At 56.9% G+C, this 20283-nt stretch carries 16 protein-coding genes; 14 read left to right on the top strand and 2 right to left on the bottom strand.

Annotated elements, in window-relative coordinates:
* Window positions 1–519: 519 nt before the first annotated feature.
* The 3 genes from ACVWZU_RS12270 (at window position 520) to ACVWZU_RS12260 (ending at window position 4065) form a co-directional block, all read left to right on the top strand.
* Window positions 520–1524 (top strand): cytochrome c oxidase subunit II, encoded by a 1005-nt coding sequence (locus ACVWZU_RS12270; protein WP_414421297.1) that lies wholly within the window; start codon window positions 520–522, stop codon window positions 1522–1524.
* Between the two features lie 104 nt (window positions 1525–1628).
* The gene (gene ctaD, locus ACVWZU_RS12265; protein ID WP_011434241.1) at window positions 1629–3335 is read left to right on the top strand and encodes a cytochrome c oxidase subunit I; all 1707 of its coding nucleotides are present in this window, start codon (window positions 1629–1631) and stop codon (window positions 3333–3335) included.
* Window positions 3336–3453: 118 nt separating this feature from the next.
* Window positions 3454–4065: a cytochrome c oxidase subunit 3 gene (locus ACVWZU_RS12260; RefSeq protein ID WP_011434242.1), complete on the top strand. Its 612-nt coding sequence runs from the start codon at window positions 3454–3456 to the stop codon at window positions 4063–4065.
* On the opposite strand, the gene holA is transcribed toward ACVWZU_RS12260, so the two are convergent.
* Both holA and ACVWZU_RS12250 read right to left on the bottom strand, forming a co-directional pair.
* Window positions 4053–5045: a DNA polymerase III subunit delta gene (gene holA, locus ACVWZU_RS12255; RefSeq protein WP_011434243.1), complete on the bottom strand. Its 993-nt coding sequence runs from the start codon at window positions 5043–5045 to the stop codon at window positions 4053–4055. The genes ACVWZU_RS12260 and holA overlap by 13 nt on opposite strands.
* A 145-nt stretch (window positions 5046–5190) precedes the next feature.
* Complete coding sequence (locus tag ACVWZU_RS12250; RefSeq protein ID WP_011434244.1) at window positions 5191–6345, bottom strand: RNA-guided endonuclease InsQ/TnpB family protein; 1155 nt, start codon at window positions 6343–6345, stop codon at window positions 5191–5193.
* Window positions 6346–7272: 927 nt separating this feature from the next.
* Here ACVWZU_RS12250 and ACVWZU_RS12245 point away from each other — a divergent pair.
* The 11 genes from ACVWZU_RS12245 to sufU all read left to right on the top strand — a co-directional run bounded on the left by ACVWZU_RS12245 (window position 7273) and on the right by sufU (window position 20134).
* On the top strand, window positions 7273–8688 hold the full coding sequence (locus ACVWZU_RS12245; RefSeq protein WP_457445151.1) for an IctB family putative bicarbonate transporter: 1416 nt from the start codon (window positions 7273–7275) through the stop codon (window positions 8686–8688).
* Window positions 8689–8839: 151 nt separating this feature from the next.
* Window positions 8840–9178, top strand: a complete 339-nt coding sequence (locus tag ACVWZU_RS12240; RefSeq protein WP_011430352.1) for a P-II family nitrogen regulator — start codon at window positions 8840–8842, stop codon at window positions 9176–9178.
* Window positions 9179–9332: 154 nt separating this feature from the next.
* The gene (locus tag ACVWZU_RS12235) at window positions 9333–10739 is read left to right on the top strand and encodes an ammonium transporter (RefSeq protein ID WP_457445149.1); all 1407 of its coding nucleotides are present in this window, start codon (window positions 9333–9335) and stop codon (window positions 10737–10739) included.
* Window positions 10740–11042: 303 nt separating this feature from the next.
* Window positions 11043–11678, top strand: a complete 636-nt coding sequence (locus ACVWZU_RS12230; protein ID WP_457445147.1) for an ammonium transporter — start codon at window positions 11043–11045, stop codon at window positions 11676–11678.
* Window positions 11566–12447 (top strand): ammonium transporter, encoded by an 882-nt coding sequence (locus tag ACVWZU_RS12225; protein WP_457445154.1) that lies wholly within the window; start codon window positions 11566–11568, stop codon window positions 12445–12447. Before ACVWZU_RS12230 ends, ACVWZU_RS12225 begins: the two co-directional genes overlap by 113 nt.
* Before the next feature lie 45 nt (window positions 12448–12492).
* Window positions 12493–13200 (top strand): 2-C-methyl-D-erythritol 4-phosphate cytidylyltransferase, encoded by a 708-nt coding sequence (ispD, locus tag ACVWZU_RS12220; protein ID WP_414381026.1) that lies wholly within the window; start codon window positions 12493–12495, stop codon window positions 13198–13200.
* Window positions 13201–14318: 1118 nt separating this feature from the next.
* A complete protein-coding gene (gene cobM / locus ACVWZU_RS12215; protein ID WP_011434250.1) occupies window positions 14319–15119 on the top strand; it encodes a precorrin-4 C(11)-methyltransferase in 801 nt (266 codons plus the stop codon).
* A 188-nt stretch (window positions 15120–15307) separates the two neighbouring features.
* On the top strand, window positions 15308–17443 hold the full coding sequence (locus ACVWZU_RS12210) for a tetratricopeptide repeat protein (protein WP_457445145.1): 2136 nt from the start codon (window positions 15308–15310) through the stop codon (window positions 17441–17443).
* Window positions 17444–17481: 38 nt separating this feature from the next.
* A complete protein-coding gene (locus tag ACVWZU_RS12205) occupies window positions 17482–18309 on the top strand; it encodes a sulfurtransferase (protein WP_457445143.1) in 828 nt (275 codons plus the stop codon).
* Window positions 18306–19484 carry an NAD(P)/FAD-dependent oxidoreductase gene (locus ACVWZU_RS12200; RefSeq protein ID WP_457445142.1) on the top strand — a complete coding sequence of 393 codons (1179 nt, stop codon included), beginning with the start codon at window positions 18306–18308 and terminating at the stop codon, window positions 19482–19484. Before ACVWZU_RS12205 ends, ACVWZU_RS12200 begins: the two co-directional genes overlap by 4 nt.
* 167 nt (window positions 19485–19651) lie before the next feature.
* A complete protein-coding gene (sufU, locus tag ACVWZU_RS12195) occupies window positions 19652–20134 on the top strand; it encodes a Fe-S cluster assembly sulfur transfer protein SufU (RefSeq protein ID WP_011434254.1) in 483 nt (160 codons plus the stop codon).
* The last annotated feature ends 149 nt before the right edge of the window (window positions 20135–20283 follow it).

Raw genomic sequence — 20283 nt, 5'->3', positions numbered from 1 at the left:
AGAGAATCGACAAGTGCGGGGAGTCCATGTATCCCGACGCTGATGCTTTGCATACAGCGCGGGACTTATAGCTCCCCGCGCCCCTCCTTTGTTAAAGAGAGAAAACCTGTCCAAACCAGCCCAATTGCGGGGTTATCCCACCCTACCTCAGTCTGCGGGCAACAAGAACCTCTGTTTGGAGAGATGGCCCTCAACCAGAGCCGGCCTTCAGTGCAGTACCGCCCTTGCGCAGGTCTGCCGAAAATCTCGGAACCAAAGCTCTGTCTCGCCGCTGCTCACCCAGGAAGATCCTGAAGAGATCCATAAGTCTACACAACTTTCTTTCCCCCGCGAACTAGTATTTGATAGCGGTGGGAAGTCCGTGCACAGCGGATCGGGCTCCATAGGCAAAAATTTTGTAAGCCCTGTAAGCAATGTAAACAAAAACAAAAAACGGCAACAGTAGAAAACGTAGTCTGCAAACGCTGTGGGCGGATTGTCTGCTAGGGTAGATGCTCTCTGTATTGGGGAAAAGCAGTCGTGAGTGCGATTAGCAACATCATCTTGGTGGGTATGGGGATTCTCCTGACCCTGGCAAGCCTTTGGTACGGGCAAAACCACCATCTGCTTCCCGAATCTGCTGCCGAATCAGCCCCCTTGTTCGACAGCCTCTTTAACAGCACCATAACCATTGCCACAGGGATCTTTTTGGTGGTACAGGGTGTACTTCTCTACTGTATTGTCCGCTACCGCAAGCGGCGAGGCGACAAAGGCGACGGGGATCCCAGCCACGGCAATGTGCTGCTGGAGATCGTGTGGACGGCGGTGCCGGCGGTGATCATTCTTTGGTTGGGCTTGGCCAGCTTGGATGTTTACCAGGCCATCTACGGGGGTGCTGATGTCGGCGGGCACATCCACGCAGCCATGGCGATGGAGTCTTCCCACGAAGCTGAGGCGGGGGATCCCGGCTACGCTTATACCCCTGTAGTGCTACCCGGGAAGGAAATGGGCCAGCCGGATCTGGTCGTCCAAGTTCAGGGCATGCAATATGCTTGGATGTTCACCTACCCGGATTCCGGCCTGGTGGCCAGCGAGCTGCACCTTCCTCTAAACAAGCGGGTGCGCTTGGATATGACGGCTCTGGATGTGAACCATGCCTTCTGGGTGCCGCAGTTTCGCCTCAAGCAGGATGTGATCCCGGGCCGAGAGACCCACCTGGAGTTTGTGCCCACTCAACTGGGGCAGTACCCCATCATCTGCGCAGAGCTGTGCGGCCCCTATCATGGGGTGATGGCAGGGCAATTGTTTGTGGATACGCCGGAAGACTTCGAGCGCTGGCAGCAGGAGCAAGTTTTGGCCGCCCGTGGCGAGGGCAGCACCTTGGCCCTCGTTTCAGATTTCTCGCCAGTCCATCCCTCTCCTCGGCCAGGCTCCCCTGAGGCCGAGTCTGCCTTTGCCCATGTCCACCACCAGCGTTTGGGCGTCTCCCCCTCAGATTTGAAGTCTCTCCAGTCCCATTCTGGATCCCTTCCTTCCGCAGGCTAGCTGGGATCCCTGACGCCCCTTTGGCCTGCGCTTGTGGGAACAACATTCTGCCAACGCGATATAGGAGCTTTATTCTGCCAACGCGATATAGGAGCTTTTGTGCAATGACCCAGCTGCAAGACAGCCCAAGACTTGTTGCTGCACCGAAGGTTGAACTTGAACTTCCTGCTGAGCCTTGGTGGCGCTTCTTTACCTTCTCCACCGATCACAAGGTCATCGGGATCCAGTACTTGGTGACCACCTTTTTCTTCTACTTGGTGGGAGGGGCGCTGGCGACGGCAGTACGGGCAGAGCTGGCTACTCCAGAGGCCGACTTTCTCGGCTTTGAGCGGTACAACGGTGCCTTTACCCTGCACGCCACGATCATGATCTTTTTGTGGATCGTGCCTGCTTTGGTGGGGGGCTTTGGCAACTACCTGGTACCGCTGATGATCGGGGCGCGGGATATGGCCTTCCCCAAGCTGAATGCAGTGGCCTTTTGGCTGGTTCCGCCCACAGGGATCCTGCTTTTGGCCAGCCTGTTCATAGAGGCTCCGGCTGCCGGCTGGACTTCCTACCCCCCCCTCAGCTTGATCAGCGGCAAGGTGGGGGAAGAACTCTGGATCCTGAGCATTTTGTTGGCAGGAACCTCTTCCATCCTGGCGGCGGTTAACTTCATCACCACCATTCTGAAGATGCGCATGCCCGGCATGAAGATGGAAGACATGCCGCTGTTTTGCTGGGCCATGCTGGCAGCATCTATTCTTACCCTCATTGCAACACCGGTTTTGGCTGGTGCGTTGATCTTGCTCAGCTTTGACCTGTTGGCGGGTACGGCCTTTTTCAACCCCAGCGGCGGCGGGGATCCGGTGGTGTACCAGCACATGTTCTGGTTCTACTCCCACCCGGCGGTGTACATCATGATCTTGCCGGTCTTTGGCATGATCTCGGAGATTTTGCCGGTGCATGCCCGCAAGCCCATCTTTGCTTACAAAGCCATTGCCTATTCCAGCTTGGCCATCTGCTTTTTGGGGTTGATCGTCTGGGCGCACCACATGTTCACCAGCGGCACCCCTGACTGGATGCGGGTGTTCTTCATGATCGCCACCATGGCCATTGCCGTTCCCACTGGGATCAAGGTGTTTAGCTGGCTGGCCACTTTGTGGGGCGGCAAAATCCACTTCCGCTCGGCCATGCTGTTTGGCATGGGTTTTGTCTCGATGTTCGTGATCGGCGGCTTGAGCGGGATTATCCTCGCCTCGGTGCCTCTGGATATCCACGTTCACGACACCTACTTTGTGGTGGCCCACCTACACTACGTGTTGTTTGGCGGCAGCGTCTTTGGGATCTATGCCGGCATCTACCACTGGTTCCCCAAGATGACGGGGCGCATGTTGAATGAGTTTTGGGGGCGGGTACATTTTGTGCTGACCTTCGTCGGCTTCAACATCTGCTTTCTGCCGATGCACAAGCTGGGCCTGATGGGGATGCCCCGCCGGGTGGCCCAGTACGATCCCCAATTTGCCGACCTCAACTGGATCAGCTCGGTGGGGGCCTTTGTTCTGGCCATTTCCACCCTGCCCTTTTTGGTTAACGCCATCTACTCCTGGGTGGCCGGGCCAAAAGCTGGGGATAATCCTTGGCAGGCCCTGACACTGGAGTGGACAACTTCTTCTCCCCCGCCCCATCACAACTTTTATGGGGATCCCATTTTGCTGACCGGCCCCTATGACTACGGTTTGCACAGCAAGGAGACGCTGGACTACTTTGCTGCTCAGTTGCAAACCTTGCGGGAGCTGGCGCTGGCAGAAGCGGAGCCTACTTCTTCTTAGCAGGCCGGATGCCCGGTGGGCGGCTGATCCCCTGCTCACTGGGTATTCCAGTCTTGGCTGGGCTGCTTGTACAGCCTCAAGAAGTCTCAGGAATTCAGGAATTTAGGTGGAAAGGAATATGCAAGGATCCCTTGCCTCTGAAACGCTGATGGTTGGCCACTCAAGGGCCCACACTGCCCACGCTGAGCACCCAGATCATCGCGTCTTTGGCATCTTGATGTTTTTGGTGGCAGAAGGCTGTCTTTTCCTAGGGCTGTTCATGGCCTACCTGGCCTACAGCCTCACCGCTCCTGTCTGGCCGCCGGAGGGAACCCCAGAGCGGGAATTGCTCTTGCCCGGGATCAACACGGTGATTTTGCTCTCCAGCAGCTTCGTCATTCACAAAGCTGGGTCGGCCATCAAGGCCGATGATGTCAGGGGTCTGCGGCTGTGGTTTGCCCTCACAGCGCTGATGGGGGCGGTTTTCCTGGCAGGGCAACTCTATGAGTACAGCAACCTGGAGTTTGGCCTCACCACCAATTTGTTTGCCAGCACCTTCTATGTTTTAACGGGGTTTCATGGTCTCCACGTGATGGCAGGGTTGCTGTTTATTCTGGCAGTGCTCTGGCGCTCCTTTAAACCCGGCCACTACAGCGCTCAACATCATTTTGGCGTCGAAGCTGCCGAGATCTACTGGCACTTTGTGGATGGGGTTTGGATCGTGTTGTTTATTCTGCTCTACTTGCTCTGAGCTCGGCCTTCACCCAATATAGCCACGATTTGGATCAGCGCTTCTTGAAAGGCATCTCGTTCCGGCTGTCCTTGCTTGAGGTTGTATTCCAATTGCAAAAGCTGCTGCATTGCTTTCAGTAAAGCTGTGGTCTTCAGGGATCCCACCTCTTTTTGCAGAAAGTAAACCCGATTGGGATTCCCGATTTCTGCTTTCTGGGCGATGACCTTGGGATCCCGTTCTCCCTGATCCAGCAGCAGCCGCACCCATAGCCAGGTGCGAAATTGGCCCACCAACACCGCCAGAACCTTCAGAGCCGGCTCGTTGTGATCCAGCAGATGGGTCAAGATGCGTAGGGCTTGTTCCAGATTCCCTTTGCGCAGGGATCCCGCCAATTGAAAGCTGTTGTAGGCGCTGGCGGGAACTAACGCCTCGACTTGTTCAGGAGAAATGGGATCCTGTTGACCTGCCGTAAACAGGGCCAGCTTTTCCAATTCCATCGCCAAGCGACGGGAGTCATTGCCCACCGCCTCGGCCAATTTCTGGGCGGCTGCCGGGCTGAGGGCCAGATCCCGTTGTTCAGCTTCCCGCTGCACCTGCTGGAGAATGCCCTCCTCATCCCAAGGGGCCAGTTGCGAAAACTCGCGGACAATGGCCGTTTTTTTGAGGATTTTGGTGGATTTCAGGCGCCCATCCGGTTTGCTGCTGGTGGTCAAGAGCAAATGGGTGGTGGGGGGCAACTGGGCCAGTGTGCGCTCCACTTCTTCCCACAGATCTTCCGAGCAATGGTGGGTGAGCGTCGTCTCTTCCAGCCAAACCAAGCGGGCGGTGGATCCCAGCGGCGGGGTCATGGCTTGGTTGAGCCCGGCAATCGTGGATTCCGGCGGCAGGCGATCGTAGTTAAAAGCAGCCCAGTGGGGATCCAGCACTTGGTCGCGCAACTGCTGCACCGCCTGCATCAGGCGATAGGTGTCATCTCCCCAGTACAGGTAAACGGGCACGCTTCGACCGAGTGATTTACGAGATGCTTTTCCCCTACTTCCTCCATTTTGCGTAGGTCAGTTCCCCTTGTCTAAGCGGTTTGGCCGGGATCCCTGCTCAACTTGGTGGAGGGAGTCAGTCCAAGTAAACTACCCGACACCCGCGCTACGCGCAGGGTGCGGGCTTTATCCCAATCCCTAGCGGCCCCAGAGGACAGCTAAGTTTCGGAATTTCAGGCGAGTTTACAGTCGCCCCAAGGAGAGAGATTACTTGAGCAGCGTTATGGTCAGCATCCCCTTCCCACCCACAATGTCCACACTTGAACGACTTGCCATTGCGGTAGGATTTACCCCGCTCAGGGTGGATGTGCAGGCATTTGTGGCAGGTCTGACTGGTGTAGGCAGGCGGCACCAGCACCACAGGCACTCCAGCAATGGCAGCCTTGTAGGCTACAAACATCCTGAGCTGGTAGAACGCCCAGTTGTTAGTCCTGCGCCGCTCAGCCTTACTTCGAGACTTCTGATTCAGGCAATCTCTGATGCCTGTCAAGTCTTCAAAAGCCAGTGCCGCACCAATAGCCTGGGCATCCCTGACCAAGGTTTTGCTGATGTTGTGGTTCAGCCATGTCTGGTAGCGCCGTTCTCTCCCAGAGAGCCTTCTCAGCAGTCTCCTAGAGCTGCGAGTGCGTTTGGATTGAACCTTGGCGCGTACACGGCTGAACCGGTCACGGACGGCCTGGATGTGCTCTCCACTCCAAGAGCGTCCGTTGCTAGCGGTGGCGATATCCCGCCTGCCCAAGTCAACTCCGATTACCTTTGGAGTTTTGCCAGTCGGGGGAGTATCCAATTCAACAGCAATGTTGATGTAGTAGTCCCCTTGCTTGGTCTTGGACAGGGTTGCGCTTGTCGGCTTCTGGCCTCGCAGAAGCGCTATCTGGTAGCCACCGATCTTGAGCTTGAGCCAAACCCGTCCGCTCATCAGGGTCACGCCCACGGCTTGGTCAGACTCTCGGTACTTAAAAGTACGAGCGTCCAAAGTCAGACTGGTGGGGCGGAACTTGTGGACTTGCTTCACCGCCTTAGCATTGCTAATCACCCGACGGAGCGCCTGACAGACGTGGTTGGCCTTCAGCCCCGTTGCTGCCCTTACCGGCCGATAGACCAAGTGGTGCAGCTTAGCGGTGTTCCAGCAGTTCTTTTGTTTGGCGGTGTCGAGAATCTGGTTGCAAGCATTCGCAAAGCCCTGCAAAGTGCGGTCAATCTCTTGACGCAACTCTTGTGGGACTATCAGCTTGCAACGTACAGAGACAGTCTGGCTCATGGGCCTATTGTAGTTCATCCAGACTTGACCAGCAAACCTATATGGAGGAGGGCTTTCCTCCCGACACCAAGCCTGCGGCTATGGTGCGGGCCTCCAGCCCGAAAATTTGGTGAAGATACCGAGCCCAGCTTGACTCAAGTTGTTTAAGAATAGGTCAAGTACTCGCCCTGTCTGGCGAAAACAAAGGCATCTTTACATAACTTTCATAATCCAGAAGTCTCCGCAGCTCAAAAAGTTCTGTATTCCCACTGAAGAGGTTTCGTAGACCTTCTCCTACAGTTGAATTAAGAGCAGAGACTGCAGGGTTAAAGATTATGGATGGCATTGGCGAGTTTGAGTTTAAGGTGCAAATCTTAGCCCGTTGCATGGGATCCGCCCTGGGTCTGGGCCGTCCTACTCGTATTCAGATTCACTATTCCAACTCCAATTCCCAGAACGCAGTTAGAGCCAAGGAAGGTTGGTCTGGATCCCGCTTAGGCGATCAAATCCCTTCTCCTAATGCCGAAGGTGAAAGAGGATCTCAAGGTCAAGTGTTAGCCTGTGTTGCCTGAAGAATCTTTTGAGAATCGGTCTGTGGTAGGTCAGGAGATCTTCGATTGCGGCAATCCAACATTTGATTGAAGATTGAGATAGAGCTTTTTGTAGTTTTTCCTGCTGTTCTTCTTTGCTTTTTACAGAGACTTGTTCTTAAGATTGAAAACCCAACTTTGATAACTCTTCGATGCCTTTTGTCTTGTAGAGTCTTGTGAGTCAGCCGGTTCTTTGTTTTTGTTGAGGGGTACTTTGTCCGGCTGGCGCGATAAGAGGTTGCGCTCTTCTTCGTTGTCTCCTTGCCTCTGGGGATATAAGCTAGAACTTCGTCCCACCGACGCAATCGGAAGGTGACTTGGGGCGTATGAACTTGTGCCCAACAGGCTCCGGAGGGTTATGGAACGAGCAACGCAACGGTGGCACGGTTTTCTGCTGCGCGATTTTCCCATCAAGGCTTGGTGGCAGGGAAGCCTTTTGGGTCGTCTATTGGGATCCCTGCAAAGTTGGGGGAAGAGCAGCATATTGGTTCAAACTTCCGACCGGATTGGCCTGGGGCTAGTGCTGCTCTACTGGATTTTCTCTGCGCAAAGCTCCACCGGCATCCTGGGCCTGATTTTGCTGGCTATGGCCGCTCTGGTGGGCCTGGGCACTTTGGTGGAAACGCCGATTGGGCTGCCGCTGCATCTGCCCCTGGGCCTTTTCTGGGGAATTGCCACCTTGGCAACGATTCTCTCTCCGGTTCCCTACGCAGCGCGGGATGGCTGGCTGAAGCTGACTCTTTATCTAGCCGGCTATCTGTTGTTGCATCGTCTGCTGCGCAAACCCCAATTCCGAGATGGGATTGTGGGATCCCTGCTTTTGGTCAGCTTGGTGATGGGGATCCATGGCCTGCGGCAATACTTATATGGGGCAGCGGAACTGGCCACCTGGGTGGATCCGGAGTCGGGTTTGGCGGGTCTGACGCGGGTGTACAGCTATCTGCGCAATCCAAATCTGTATGGGGGCTACTTGATCCCGGTCATTCCCCTGGGGCTGGCCGCCACTTGGATTTGGCCCAGTTGGGGGGCGAAACTCCTGGCCGGGTTTACGACGGCGGTGAACCTGATTTGCCTGTTGCTCACCTACAGTCGTGGCGCCTGGATTGGGGGGCTGGCCACGCTCACCCTGATGGCCGTGCTGTTGGCACAGTGGCATTCTGTCGATTTGCCAGCCCGCTGGCGGCGTTGGGCCTTGCCGGCCCTGTTGGGCGGAGGGGGGGCTGCTCTGTTGCTCGGGATCCTGACGGTACGCTCCCTGCGGCTGCGGGTGCAGAGCCTTTTTTGGGGGCGGTTGGATACCAGCAACAACTTTCGCCTCAATGTCTGGGCGGCGGTGCTGGAGATGATCCGCGACTTTCCCATCTTGGGGATCGGCCCCGGCAATGTCGCCTTTAACCGCGTCTACCCCCTTTACCAACGAGGCAACTTCAGCGCCCTCGGAGCCTATTCGGTGCCTCTGCAGCTCACCGTGGAGACTGGCTTCATCGGCTCCTTAACTTTCGCCTGGTTCCTCTTGGTGCTCTGGGATCACGGCTGGAGATGCTGGAAAACTTTGCTCAACTTGCGGGATCCGCAGGGTCTATGGGTGGCAGCAGGCTTGGCCGCTTGCACCGGCATGATGGCCCACGGCTTGGTGGATACCATCTGGTATCGTCCCCAGGTACAAATGCTGTGGTGGCTTGCGGTAGCGCTCATTACAGCCAGCTTGGCCTCTCTCAGCCCTCAGCCGCTTACAGATGCTGGTGAGACGCCAGTGGGGACTTCCTCCCGTTAAGGTAGCTTAAGCTTGACCTTCCAGTCTTGACGGGAGCCAACCCAGAGTGGTAAGCATCTTCAGTAGGAGATAAAAAATGTATCCGTTTTTACAATTCACAGGTGTTGGTAGTGTTAGAAATTAGCGGAACTGTTCAGGGTGCAGGAGGCAGATGAAAAAAATCGAGGCCGTGATCCGGCCATTTAAGTTGGATGAGGTCAAAATTGCTTTGGTCAATGCCGGGATTGTCGGCATGACCGTAAGTGAAGTACGGGGTTTTGGCCGGCAAAAGGGACAAACCGAGCGTTACCGGGGATCCGAGTACACGGTAGAGTTCCTACAAAAGCTGAAAGTGGAGATCGTGGTCGAAGATGACCTGGTGGATACGGTGGTGGAGAAGCTGATTGCAGCGGCTCGCACCGGCGAAATTGGGGACGGCAAGATTTTCATCAGCCCCGTCGAAAAAACCATCCGCATCCGCACTGGCGAACTCAACCAAGATGCCCTATGAGAAGGGATCACGTTCAGGGTTTGGGTTGCCCGGCCTGAGCCTCGTGTGAGTTTGCTTCATGTCTCTTTTGCTGTATATCTGATGAGGTGTTCTTGCCCTACTTTTCGGGTAATGTGTTGCGAGAAGTACTGTCACTTTAGGTGAGTCGAAAAGCATGAGTACGACAATGATCCAAAAGCTCAAGAGCCAGGTGCCCCAGTGGCTTTGGCGACCGGCCAAGTGGAGTCTGACTGCCGCTCTAATGGCTGCGCTGGTTTTTCTATTCGGCCAGGGAACTGCCTTTGCTCAAGAGGCCGAGGAAGTTCAGAAACACGCTGACGTTGTTTGGACGATCGTGTCGGCGGCCTTGGTGTTCTTCATGCAGGCAGGGTTCGCCATGGTAGAGACGGGCTTTACCCGCGCCAAGAACGCCGCCAACATCATGATGAAGAACTTGATGGACTTCTGCATGGGCTGTTGCGCCTTCTGGTTCATCGGGTTTGGCCTCATGTTCGGCAACAGTGGTGGCTTCTTCGGCACCGACTGGTTTGCTTTTGGCTGGCAGCAGGCTTACGAGGCAGACGGCTGGCCTTTCACCTTTTTTGTTTTCCAGATGGTGTTTGCCGCCACTGCCGCCACCATTGTTTCCGGAGCGATGGCGGAGCGCACTAAGTTCTTGGCCTACTTGATCTACTCCATTGTTATTTCTGGGCTAATCTACCCCATCTCTGGGGGTTGGGCCTGGAACGGGCTGTTCGGCGACTACAACGGCGGCACAGCCGGCTGGCTGGAAAATCTGGGCTACATTGATTTCGCTGGATCGGGGGTGGTGCATTTGGTAGGGGGCGCTGCGGCCTTGGCAGGTGCGATCGCGCTTGGCCCTCGCATTGGCAAGTACGGCCCCAATGGAGAGCCGCGGGCTATTCCCGGCCACAACCTGCCGCTGGGGATGTTGGGGGTGTTTATCCTCGCCTTGGGCTGGATCGGGTTTAATGCCGGTTCCACCACTGCAGCCTCTGTCGATATTGGCTGGATTGCCATGAATACGCTGCTGGCAGCTTCGGCTGGAGCAATTGGGGCGATGTTCACCTCTTGGGTTCATTTTGGCAAGCCGGATATGACCTTTGTCGCCAACGGGGTGCTGGCGGGCTTGGTGGGCATCACTGCCCCTTGCAATACAGTTCATCCGCTGGGGGCCTTGATCATTGGCTCGGTGGCCGGAATCCTCGTGGTGCTCTCCGCGGTGATTTTGGATACGGCGCTGAAAATTGATGACCCAGTGGGCGCGGTTTCCGTGCATGGCACCTGTGGTATCTGGGGGGTGTTGGCAGCAGGGATCCCTTGGTTTGCTCACGCCAATTCAGAGGTTACCTGGGCACAGTTCGGCGTGCAGGTGGTAGGCGCTCTCGCTCTCTTCTTCTGGCCCTTCATCACCTGTCTAATCCTGTTTTTAATCCTCAAGGTAACTGTTGGCTTGCGCGTCAGCGCCGAGGAAGAGATTGCCGGTTTGGATGTGGGCGAGCACGGCAACATAGCCTACCCTGACTTCGTTACTGCTGCCACCGAGGTGGAGGGAGCTTGAGCTGTTGCGCTCGGTTCGACGGGAGGCTGTCGGATCTGAGCGACACGGGACTGAAAATCAAGAGAGGGGGTCAGGTCTGGCCCTCTCTTTTGTGGCTTGTTGATGTATTTGGTGGCATTGGTGTAGGTGGTTACGGGTAGGAGGGGAGAAATAGCTCAAAATCGAGGTGTGGGACTTGGAATCGAGATGAAAAGTCAGATAGGTGAGACTGTTTTCTCTCGTCTTCGGCAGGGGATCCTTTTGGGTTTGAGGACAGGGGGGAAAGTCCTGCTGGGGGTTGGAGCTTTGCTGGGGTTGGGAAGTTTGGTTGCCCCGCCTGCTCTGGCCCAGACGGATCTCACGGCTCTGGAACAGGCTCTCCCACCCGAGGCTTGGGCTGAGCTACAAACCTTACTGAAAACTCAGCAATACCATGCCGACATCGTCTGGACAACGGTGGCCGGGGCGCTGGTGTTTTTCATGCAGGCGGGCTTTGCCATGGTGGAGGCGGGCTTCACGCGGGCTAAAAATGCTACCAACATTGTCCTGAAGAACCTGATGGACTTCTGCTTCGGGGCCTGCGCTTTTTGGTTTTTGGGGTTTGGGCTGATGTTCGGATCCCATGTGGCCGGTTTTTTGGGCACCAACTGGTTTTTTTTCAACTGGCAACAGGGAGCTGAAGCCGGCAGTCAAAACGATGCTTGGCCTTTCACGTTCTTCTGTTTCCAACTGGTGTTTGCCGCCACCGCTGCCACCATTGTCTCCGGGGCAATGGCGGAACGCACCCGCTTTTTGGCTTATTTGATTTACTCCATCGTCATCTCTGGGGCGATCTACGATTTACTCCATCGTCATCTCTGGGGCGATCTACCCGATTTCCGGGGGCTGGGCCTGGAATGGCCTGTTTGCCGACTACAACGGTGGTACAGCCGGCTGGCTGGAAAACCTGGGCTACATTGACTTTGCCGGGTCGGGGGTGGTGCACTTGGTGGGTGGGGCTGCAGCTTTTGCGGGAACTTTGGTGTTGGGGCCGCGCTTGGGCAAGTATGGTCCCAATGGGGAGCCGCGGGCTATTCCCGGGCATAGCTTACCCTTGGGCATGTTGGGGGCGTTGATCCTGTGGCTGGGCTGGATTGGCTTTAATGCCGGCTCTACAACGGCAGCGATTCCTGATATTGGCTGGATTGCTTTCAATACCTATTTGGCCGGGGCGGCAGGAGCCATCGGCGCTCTCTGTACTTCCTGGGCCATTTTTACCAAGCCGGACATGACGTTTGCAGCCAATGGGACACTGGCGGGGCTGGTGGGCATTACTGCTCCTTGCAACACTGTTCATCCTTTGGGGGCAATCCTTATCGGCTCGGTGGCCGGGGTGTTGGTGGTGTTGTCGGTGCTGTTTATCGAGGGCACCTTGAAGGTGGATGACCCGGTGGGGGCGGTGTCGGTACATGGGGTGTGCGGCGCTTGGGGGGTCATTGCTGCAGGGATCCCGTGGTTTGCCCATGCGGAAGCGGGGGTGACTTGGGCGGTGTTGCCGGTACAGATTCTGGGGGTTATTGCCCTGGGAGGATGGTCTTTTATCTGTTGTCTGGCTTTGTTTTTGATTTTGAAGGGCACCATCGGTCTGCGCGTCTCGGCAGAAGAAGAGTTGGCCGGCTTGGATATTGGCGAGCACGGCAACATTGCCTACCCTGACTTTGTCACTGCTTCGGGAGAGTTGGAAGGTTGAGTTGAGCAGTACACTGGGATCCGGTTGAATGCGCTTTTGGATCCCATGCACCTTCTGATCCCGGCGGCTGGCAGCGGCAAGCGAATGGGAGCTGCTGTCAATAAGCTGTTGCTGCCGCTCTTGGGTCAGCCGATTTTGGCTTGGACGTTGCAGGCTGCGGATCGAGCCAGCTCCATCGAGTGGATCGGCATTCTCTCCCAACCCGGCGATTGGCCGGCCATCGAGCAGATCCTGGCGGCAATGGATCTGTCCACGCCGGTGCAGCTTTTACAAGGGGGGGCGACGCGGCAGGAGTCGGTTTACAGGGGGGTTGAGTATCTCTATAACCTGGGAACAGTAGAGCGGGTGTTGATCCACGATGGGGCCCGCTGCCTAGCTACCCCTAAGTTGTTCGATCGCTGTAGTGCTGCTTTGCAGCAGGTGGATGGTCTCATCGCGGGGATCCCTGTCAAGGACACGATTAAAGTCGCTGAGGCAGGCCCAAAAGGGATCCAAATTCAGTCAACCCCAGAACGCAGCCGGCTGTGGGCAGCGCAAACGCCGCAGGGGTTTCGCCTGTCGATGCTATGGCAAGCCCATCGGGAGGCTCTGGCCCAGGGTTGGCAGGTAACCGATGATGCAGCCCTATTCGAGAAGCTGGGTTGGCCAGTCTACATCGTCGAAGGGGAGGAATCCAATCTGAAGCTAACCACCCCCCTGGATGTGTTGCTGGCCGCACAAATCCTGCAGCAGCGTCTCGGACCAGCGCGTTAGCTCAATTCAATCCCGGTAGGGCCAGTCTCAACCTTGGGAATTAAAAGTAGGGAGGAAGAAATCTAGGTTCACTAAGAGCACTTTGATCACCCCATCTCTTGTGGTCCGTTGGAAATGAAAATGATAAGTCTGGCTGTTTAGAATCTAATGCACCCAAGACACCTGAAACCAAGCAAAAGATGAGATTAATGCACTTTTCACTTTCTTCATAAACTTGCCGTTCTGAGAACCGAACTACAACCCAGCCTCTATCCGCTAGATAAGCATCACGCTTACTTTGCTTAGGATCATTCACAGTACGGGCTGGCCTACACAGATTACCTTCAAGAAACCATGGCTCATCAATTTCAATGTCAATGAGTAAAACGAGTGATCTTTTTCCATCTCTAGATACCTGCATTGCGATATCAGGGGTATAGCACCGGACACTAGACTGCTCTATGCACCAGCACCAGTTGCCCATGCCGATTGCAGCTTGCCCATCAAAGGCTGGGGTAGCTCGGGTAGATTTGGCCTAACAGGGCGTTCCGGCATTCGAGGTAGTTCAGGTTCCGTTGGGCGCTCCGGCATCTGTGGCGGCTCCGGCTCCAGCGGACGGGCAGGCATCTGTGGCGGCTCAGGCTCCAGCGGGCAAGGTGGGAGATCTGGCCCCCTCAAGAGGAGAGCATGCCTCTAACCCCCAAAACCCTGAACTTTGCTGAATTTACTGAGCTTTAGGCGGTTTGGCAAAAGTCATTGAGAGGGATATAGTAGACCAAGTTTCCCCCTGATCCTTGAGTCCACCGCAACGGTTGCCGGGAAGTGAAGGGGGAAAGCGCTCGGGGGGTATTCCTCAGGGCTTTGCGGGATACCGCCTTCCTGCTCAGAGATAGGCAGGATGCGATCGCTTCTTTCCTGAACCATGTTCAGGAGAGTTCAGCGTGAATGTATCAGCAATCGGCTGGGGTAAAACAACGTAGGGATAATAGTCTTCCCGAACGTACCTTAAGATGGGATGCGAGTGCCTGTCGTGATCTTGCATGCTTGAGCCTCCAGATAAGTTCCCTTGGAATCCAGTTTGAAAAGACTTTGGAAAAGGGATCTTCAAAGAGGCCCTTGAAGGGGTAGGAAGCAAGCAAATGCGCGAACCGACGTCGTGGCCTGTCTACATTGTCGGGGCTGGCCCCGGGGATCCGGAGCTGATTACCCTGCGGGGGCAAAGACTGCTGGCAGAAGCCGATGTAGTGTTCTACACAGGTTCTTTGGTGCCAGAGGGAGTGCTGGCCCATTGTCGCCCTGGGGTTGAGGCCATTGACACCCGCTCCTTCACGCTGGAAACGCTGCTGCCGCAAATTGTGGAACGGGTCAAGGCGGGGCGGCGGGTGGTGCGGCTGCAGGATGGGGATCCCTGCCTTTACGGCGCTCTGCACGAGCTGCTGATCCGGCTGGCGGAGGCAGGGATCCCTTTTGAGATCGTGCCGGGAGTAAGCGCCTTTCAATTGGCAGCCGCCCGTTTGCAGGTGGAGTTGACCATACCCAAGTTGGTACAGACGATTATCCTCACCCGCGCCAGCGGTCGCACCCAGGTACCGGAAGCAGAAGCCCTGGCCAGTCTGGCAGCCCACCGCGCCTCTTTGTGTCTATATCTGAGCGCCCGCCACGTAGAACAAGCGCAGGCAGATCTGCTGGCTCACTACCCCGCCGATACCCCGGTTGCCGTTTGTTATCGCTTGGGTTGGCCGGACGAACAGATCTGGCTGGGATCCCTGGCCGAGATGGCCGCCCTCACCCGGCAAGCCGGCTTAGAACGCACAGTGCTCTATCTCGTCAGCCCTGCCTTGAAAGGCTTGTCAAGCTCCAGATCTGCCCGCTCGCGGCTCTACAGCCCTGACCACACCCACCTCTTCCGTCCCAGAATGGGCCGGCAGCCCCGTTTGTAACAGGCTCTTTCAGTATATTGACGGACTCCGGCAGATTGAGCACAATGAGGCAGCAAGATGAGGTCAGAGGCCTGGACTTCTGGCGAGGGGGTACTCGTTTTTGCCGAGAGAAGCGGATCCCTCTTGGATTGGAGTTGTTACAAGACCATTTTTTCACTCTCTAACTTAACTTTGCGAACTCTAACTTTATGGCTGGCTCATCTGCTGCTCGCAGCGTGGAAACCCTGATCAAGGCTCTGCAGAAGGCCCTTGCCCCCCTGCCAACCCGTTCGGCCCTGAAGCAAGATGTCCTTTACCTCATGGTGGATCTCCCACGGCAGGGGATGTTTAGCCGCTCTATGGTGTTGCATCGAGTTGCCAGCCAATTGGGGGGCTTGCCTGTGCAGGGAGTTAGCCAACTGGTGGTGTACGGTCGGCTTCAGGGGGAAACACAGCCGCAGTGGAAAAAAGTCTTCTACTTGTCCTCTGGGGAAAGCAGTGCCGATGCCACGCAGATTGTATTACCGGGCACCAAGATTTCTGAGATCAAGGTGCTGGAGGCCCAAAAACCTGTTGTGGATCCCGACCACAACTCCGATTTTCGCAAAGTTAAAACTCTGGGGGCACCGGTTCCCAAAATTCAGAAAGAGCGCTGGCCAGAAGCGGCTCCAAGCCAGGCCTCGGTTGGCCATGCCCCTTCCCAAGACGGGATCCCGACCCCTCTGCCTACAACTGCTCGCCCCAGTTCTCCTATCGACGTTCTGGCCAACTTTCCGACACTTGATCAATGGTTGCACAGGCCTGCTCTAAGGCCCTTCTTGGGGGGAGCTCTGGCTTTGTCTCTCCTGCTGGGGGCTGGGTTGGTGGTGCGCTCTTTTGGGCAAGCCGATGTTCCTGCCCGAGCCAGATCGCTGGGGCTGGGGATCCCGCTGTTGATCTTGGCTGCAGGGGGGGGCTGGCTGGGTTGGCAAGGCCGGCGTGCCATCAACACCTTTGAGCGGGAGGGATCCCAGGATCCCTTTACAGAAGGGCTTTCCTTTTTACAGGCCAATCCAATTCCTGAGGCGGTGAAGCGGTTTCGGGAGGCCGTGCGGCAACAGCCGAATCATGTCGAGGCCCACGTTGAGCTGGCCCATCTGTTGGCGAAAACCAACCGACTGCAGGTCGAGGCCCACGTTGAGCTGGCCCATCTGTTGGCGAAAACCAACCGACTGCAGGAGGCATTGAGCCACTACCAACAGGCCAAACGCCTGAACCCGAACTTGAGCGGCATCAACACCCACCTGGTGGAAACCCTGAAGGCCCTGGCGCGGCAGTGGTTGGCCCAGCATCAGCCGGATGAAGTCTTGATCCATTTGCCCGAAGCGCTGCCCCTCACCCAGGGATCCGCCCAAGCTGAGATCTATAGCCTGCTCGGCCAAGCCTGGGCAGAGAAGGGCAACTGGGCAGAAGCGTTAGCTCAGCAACAAAAGGCCCTGGGGCTGGATCCCCACTTCAGCGAGGCCCATCTTTGCGTTGCTCAAATTCACCTCAAGCTGGGGCAATGGGACGAGGCCATCGATTCCTGTTGGGCTGCTTTGGAGTTGAATGATCGCCTGGGCCTGGGCCACGCCGTGATGGGACAAGCGCTGATGCGCAAAGGACAGCTAAAAGCGGCAATCGCAGCCTTCCGAACTGCTCTCAACCTGGATCTCGCTCCTGAGTTGGCAGCCGGTGTGCGGGTGGATCTGGGTTTGGCAATGGTGCATGCAGGTCATCTGGCTCAAGCCAGCCAGGAGTTCAGCCAGGTGGTCTTCAATGGTCAGTTCAAAAGACAGCAGGCTCGCGCCTACTACGGCTTGGGCCTGGTGTTGGCAAGCCAAGAGCAATACAGCGAAGCTGTGAAGAACTACCGGCGGGCTTTGGAGCTGGCCCCCGATCTGCACGCAGCGATGGCCGCCATTGGCCTAGCCTACTTGGGGCCCAAACAACGGGATGCCTCTGGGCGCAAGTTCATCCAGCCCCAACAGTTGCAGCAGGCTATGCAGCAGTTTGAACAGGCCCTCCAAGGAGATTCAGAGTTGCCGGAAGCTCACTTTGGCCTGGGCGAAGTGGCGCGCATCAAGGGGGATCTAACCTCGGCGGAGGCCAGCTATCGACGGGCCATTCGCAGCAATGGCAGCTATGGAGCAGCTCACTATCGTCTGGGATCCATCCTTGCCCGCCAAGGCAAGCTGGAGCAGGCCATTGAACACTTTCGCTCGGCTTTGGAAATCGCTCCCAACTTCTCCGAAGCCAGAGTGAGCCTGCAACGGCTTCTCTCCAAACAGATGGAAGAGGCCCATACCGGCCTACTCGTCCCGTAAGGTGGGATAGGATCTTCCAGTTAAGGTTCTCTCAACCCATGACACCAACGCCAGGTTGGGTGGTCAGCCCTGCAACCGCCATCCAGCTCATCCAACAAGGGGCAACGCTTCTGGATGCACGCAGTGCGGAATTGCAAGCCGACGGGATCCTGAAGGGTTCAATTCCGGTGAACTGGACGGAGTTTACTCAACCAGAGGCTGCCAACAGCGGCAAGCTGTTGGCAGATGATGTCCTTCTCACCGAAAAGCTGCAGGGCCTTGGCGTGTTTCAGGGGCGTCCGGTGGTAGTTGCTGCCGATCCGCTACAGGGCTGGGGAGAAGATGGCTGGATCGTTTGGATGTTGCGCAGCTTGGGTCATCCCCAGGCAGTCATGGTGGACGGGGGCTATCCGGCCCTGGTGAAGGAGGGAGTGCTGACCACAACCCGACAAAGCGCCGACGAACCGCAACGGGGCGACTTTGTAGTGCGGCGAACCGACCGGTGGGAGATCGACCGGGACACTCTGCGGGCCAGCCTTGGCTCCGACCGTGTGGCCATCCTCGACAGTCGCGAAGCCCAAGAATACAAGGGAGCCACCCCCTATGGTGAGGCGCGCGGTGGACACATCCCCGGCGCTGTGCATCTCTACTACAAGGAGCTGATGGATGCGGCGGGATCCCTATTGCCGCCCGATGAAATTCACGCCCGCCTGCAAAAAGCCGGGATCCCTCCGGAAGCCGAGATCATTGCCTACTGCACAGCTGGGGTTCGCTCCGCTTGGGTCACGGTGGTTTTAACCCATTTGGGCCGGCAGGCCAAAAGCTATTCCGGTTCCATCCTGGAATGGGCAGCCGGGGATCCCCAGGAGTTCCCGCTCCAGCCATGAGGGGATCCCTGCCCACTGTGATCTTGGCCGGATGTGGCTATGGAGCCATCGACGCCTTGCGGGCGCTCAAAGGGCAGGCACGGGTGATCGCCATCAACCCCTATCCCTACAGTGTTAATTCAGGCATGTCCACGCGGCTGCTGAGTGGTCGGTTTTCTCTGGAGCTGGTGCGGATCCCTTTGCTGGAGCATATTCAAGCCAACGGCGCCCAGTTTTTGCCGGGGCGAGTCACCCACATCCAACCCGAAGCTCGAACCCTGACCCTGGAGAGTGAAGCCGGGATCCAAACTCTGGCCTACGACTATCTGTTGGTGAATGTGGGCCGGGAGTTGCGCCCCATCGATGGGATCCAACATGCCTTTACCATTCGACCGGCAGAACAATTGGTGGCCGCCCAAACCTGGATCCGGCAGTGCTGGCAACGGGCAGCCCAGGGGGATCCGACGCCGGGTCTGTTGACCTTTGTGGTAGCGGGAGGAGGCTGTACCGGCACAGAGCTGATGGGGGAACTCTACGATCTTTGCCGGGAAATGAGCGCAGAAACAGGGATCCCCTTGGCTCAAGCCCGGCTGATCTTGATCCATCGCCAGGCCCATCTGGTCGAGGGCTTCTCGGAACCCTTCCGCCGGGCGGTGGAAAGGGAAATCCGCCATCTGGGGGTGGAAATCTGGGCCGGATGTCAGGTGAAAGCCTTTGGGCCGGAGCACGTGTGGCTCTCGGATGGCACCGAGTTGATAGCTCAGACCCGCCTGTGGGCAGGTGGCTTCCAGGTGCCGAGCTGGTTGAGCACCTGCGGCTTGCCAACAGGGCCGACGGGAGCCCTGCTCGTGGACAAATACCTGCGGGTGCAAGGCTCAGAGCACATCTTGGCGGTGGGGGACTGCGCTGACTTTGTTTGGGGATCCCGCCTCTTGCCCAAGATCGGCGTGTACGCGGTGCGCCAGGGGCCAATTGCAGCCCAAAACCTGCTGCGGCTCATCCGCGGCCAACCTCTGATCCCCTACCGACCGCAGGCCACGGTTTTTGTTTGTGTAACGGTGGGGAACCGCGTTGCCGTTGCCGAGAAAGGCAGGCTGGTCTGGCGCGGCTATTCAGCCACGGTGCTGAAGAACTTTTTTGATTGGCTGTACATGCGCAAACTTAAGCCCCTGCGCTGGCAGGAGTTTTTCTACTGACTCAAGCTCTACCAAGAACGGGGTTAAGATCAAAACCAGATGGGCCAGGTCGGGCTCGCTTCCCAAATCCTGAATATCTGAGAACTATGGCTATTCCCGGCGGCAATGGGCTATGAGCGGATCGACTTTTGCCGACCGGCCAGAGCAGCGACCAACCAGGAGCAACAATGCCTCTAGATAACCTGCGCGGACTCTATCAGCAAGTCATTCTGGAGCGGTACAAAAAGCCCCACAACTTCGGCAGAGTGGATCCCGTCCACCGCCACCAGCGCGGCCACAACCCCTCCTGCGGCGACACCATCGACCTCACCTTGCAACTGGATCCCAGCCAGGAGCGGATTGTCGATATCAAATTCGAGGGGGCAGGCTGTGCCATTGCCCTGGCCTCTGCCGATCTCATGGCGGATGCGGTGCGGGGGCGCACCATCCCCGAAGCTCTGCAGTTGGTGGAGCGCTTCCAAGCCATGATGCGCGGTGGCGAAGAGTTCCCGCGGGAGCAACGGGCTTTGAACGCCATGAAAGGGGTAGCCCAATTTCCAGTGCGCATCAAATGCGCCAACCTGGCCTGGCATGCGCTCAAATACGCGCTGGAATCGCCCGAACCCCAGGCCAATGGGTCGGCCTTTGTGAGCAACGAAAACACCGACTGACCAAAAGGCGCGGCAAGCCCCGTCCTTCAGGGCGGGGAAGGATAGCGCCGACCATAGCCGACGCCCTTTAAAAACGCAGTGTCGGCCATGTGAATATCGTTGTCATCACGCATAGGCCAAGAATACGATTGAGCGGTGCAACGACTTCA

The sequence above is a fragment of the Thermostichus sp. MS-CIW-26 genome (genome assembly GCF_054059115.1).
The sequence above is the reverse complement of the archived record's forward strand: the minus strand, read 5'-3'. Positions and strand labels throughout refer to the sequence as shown.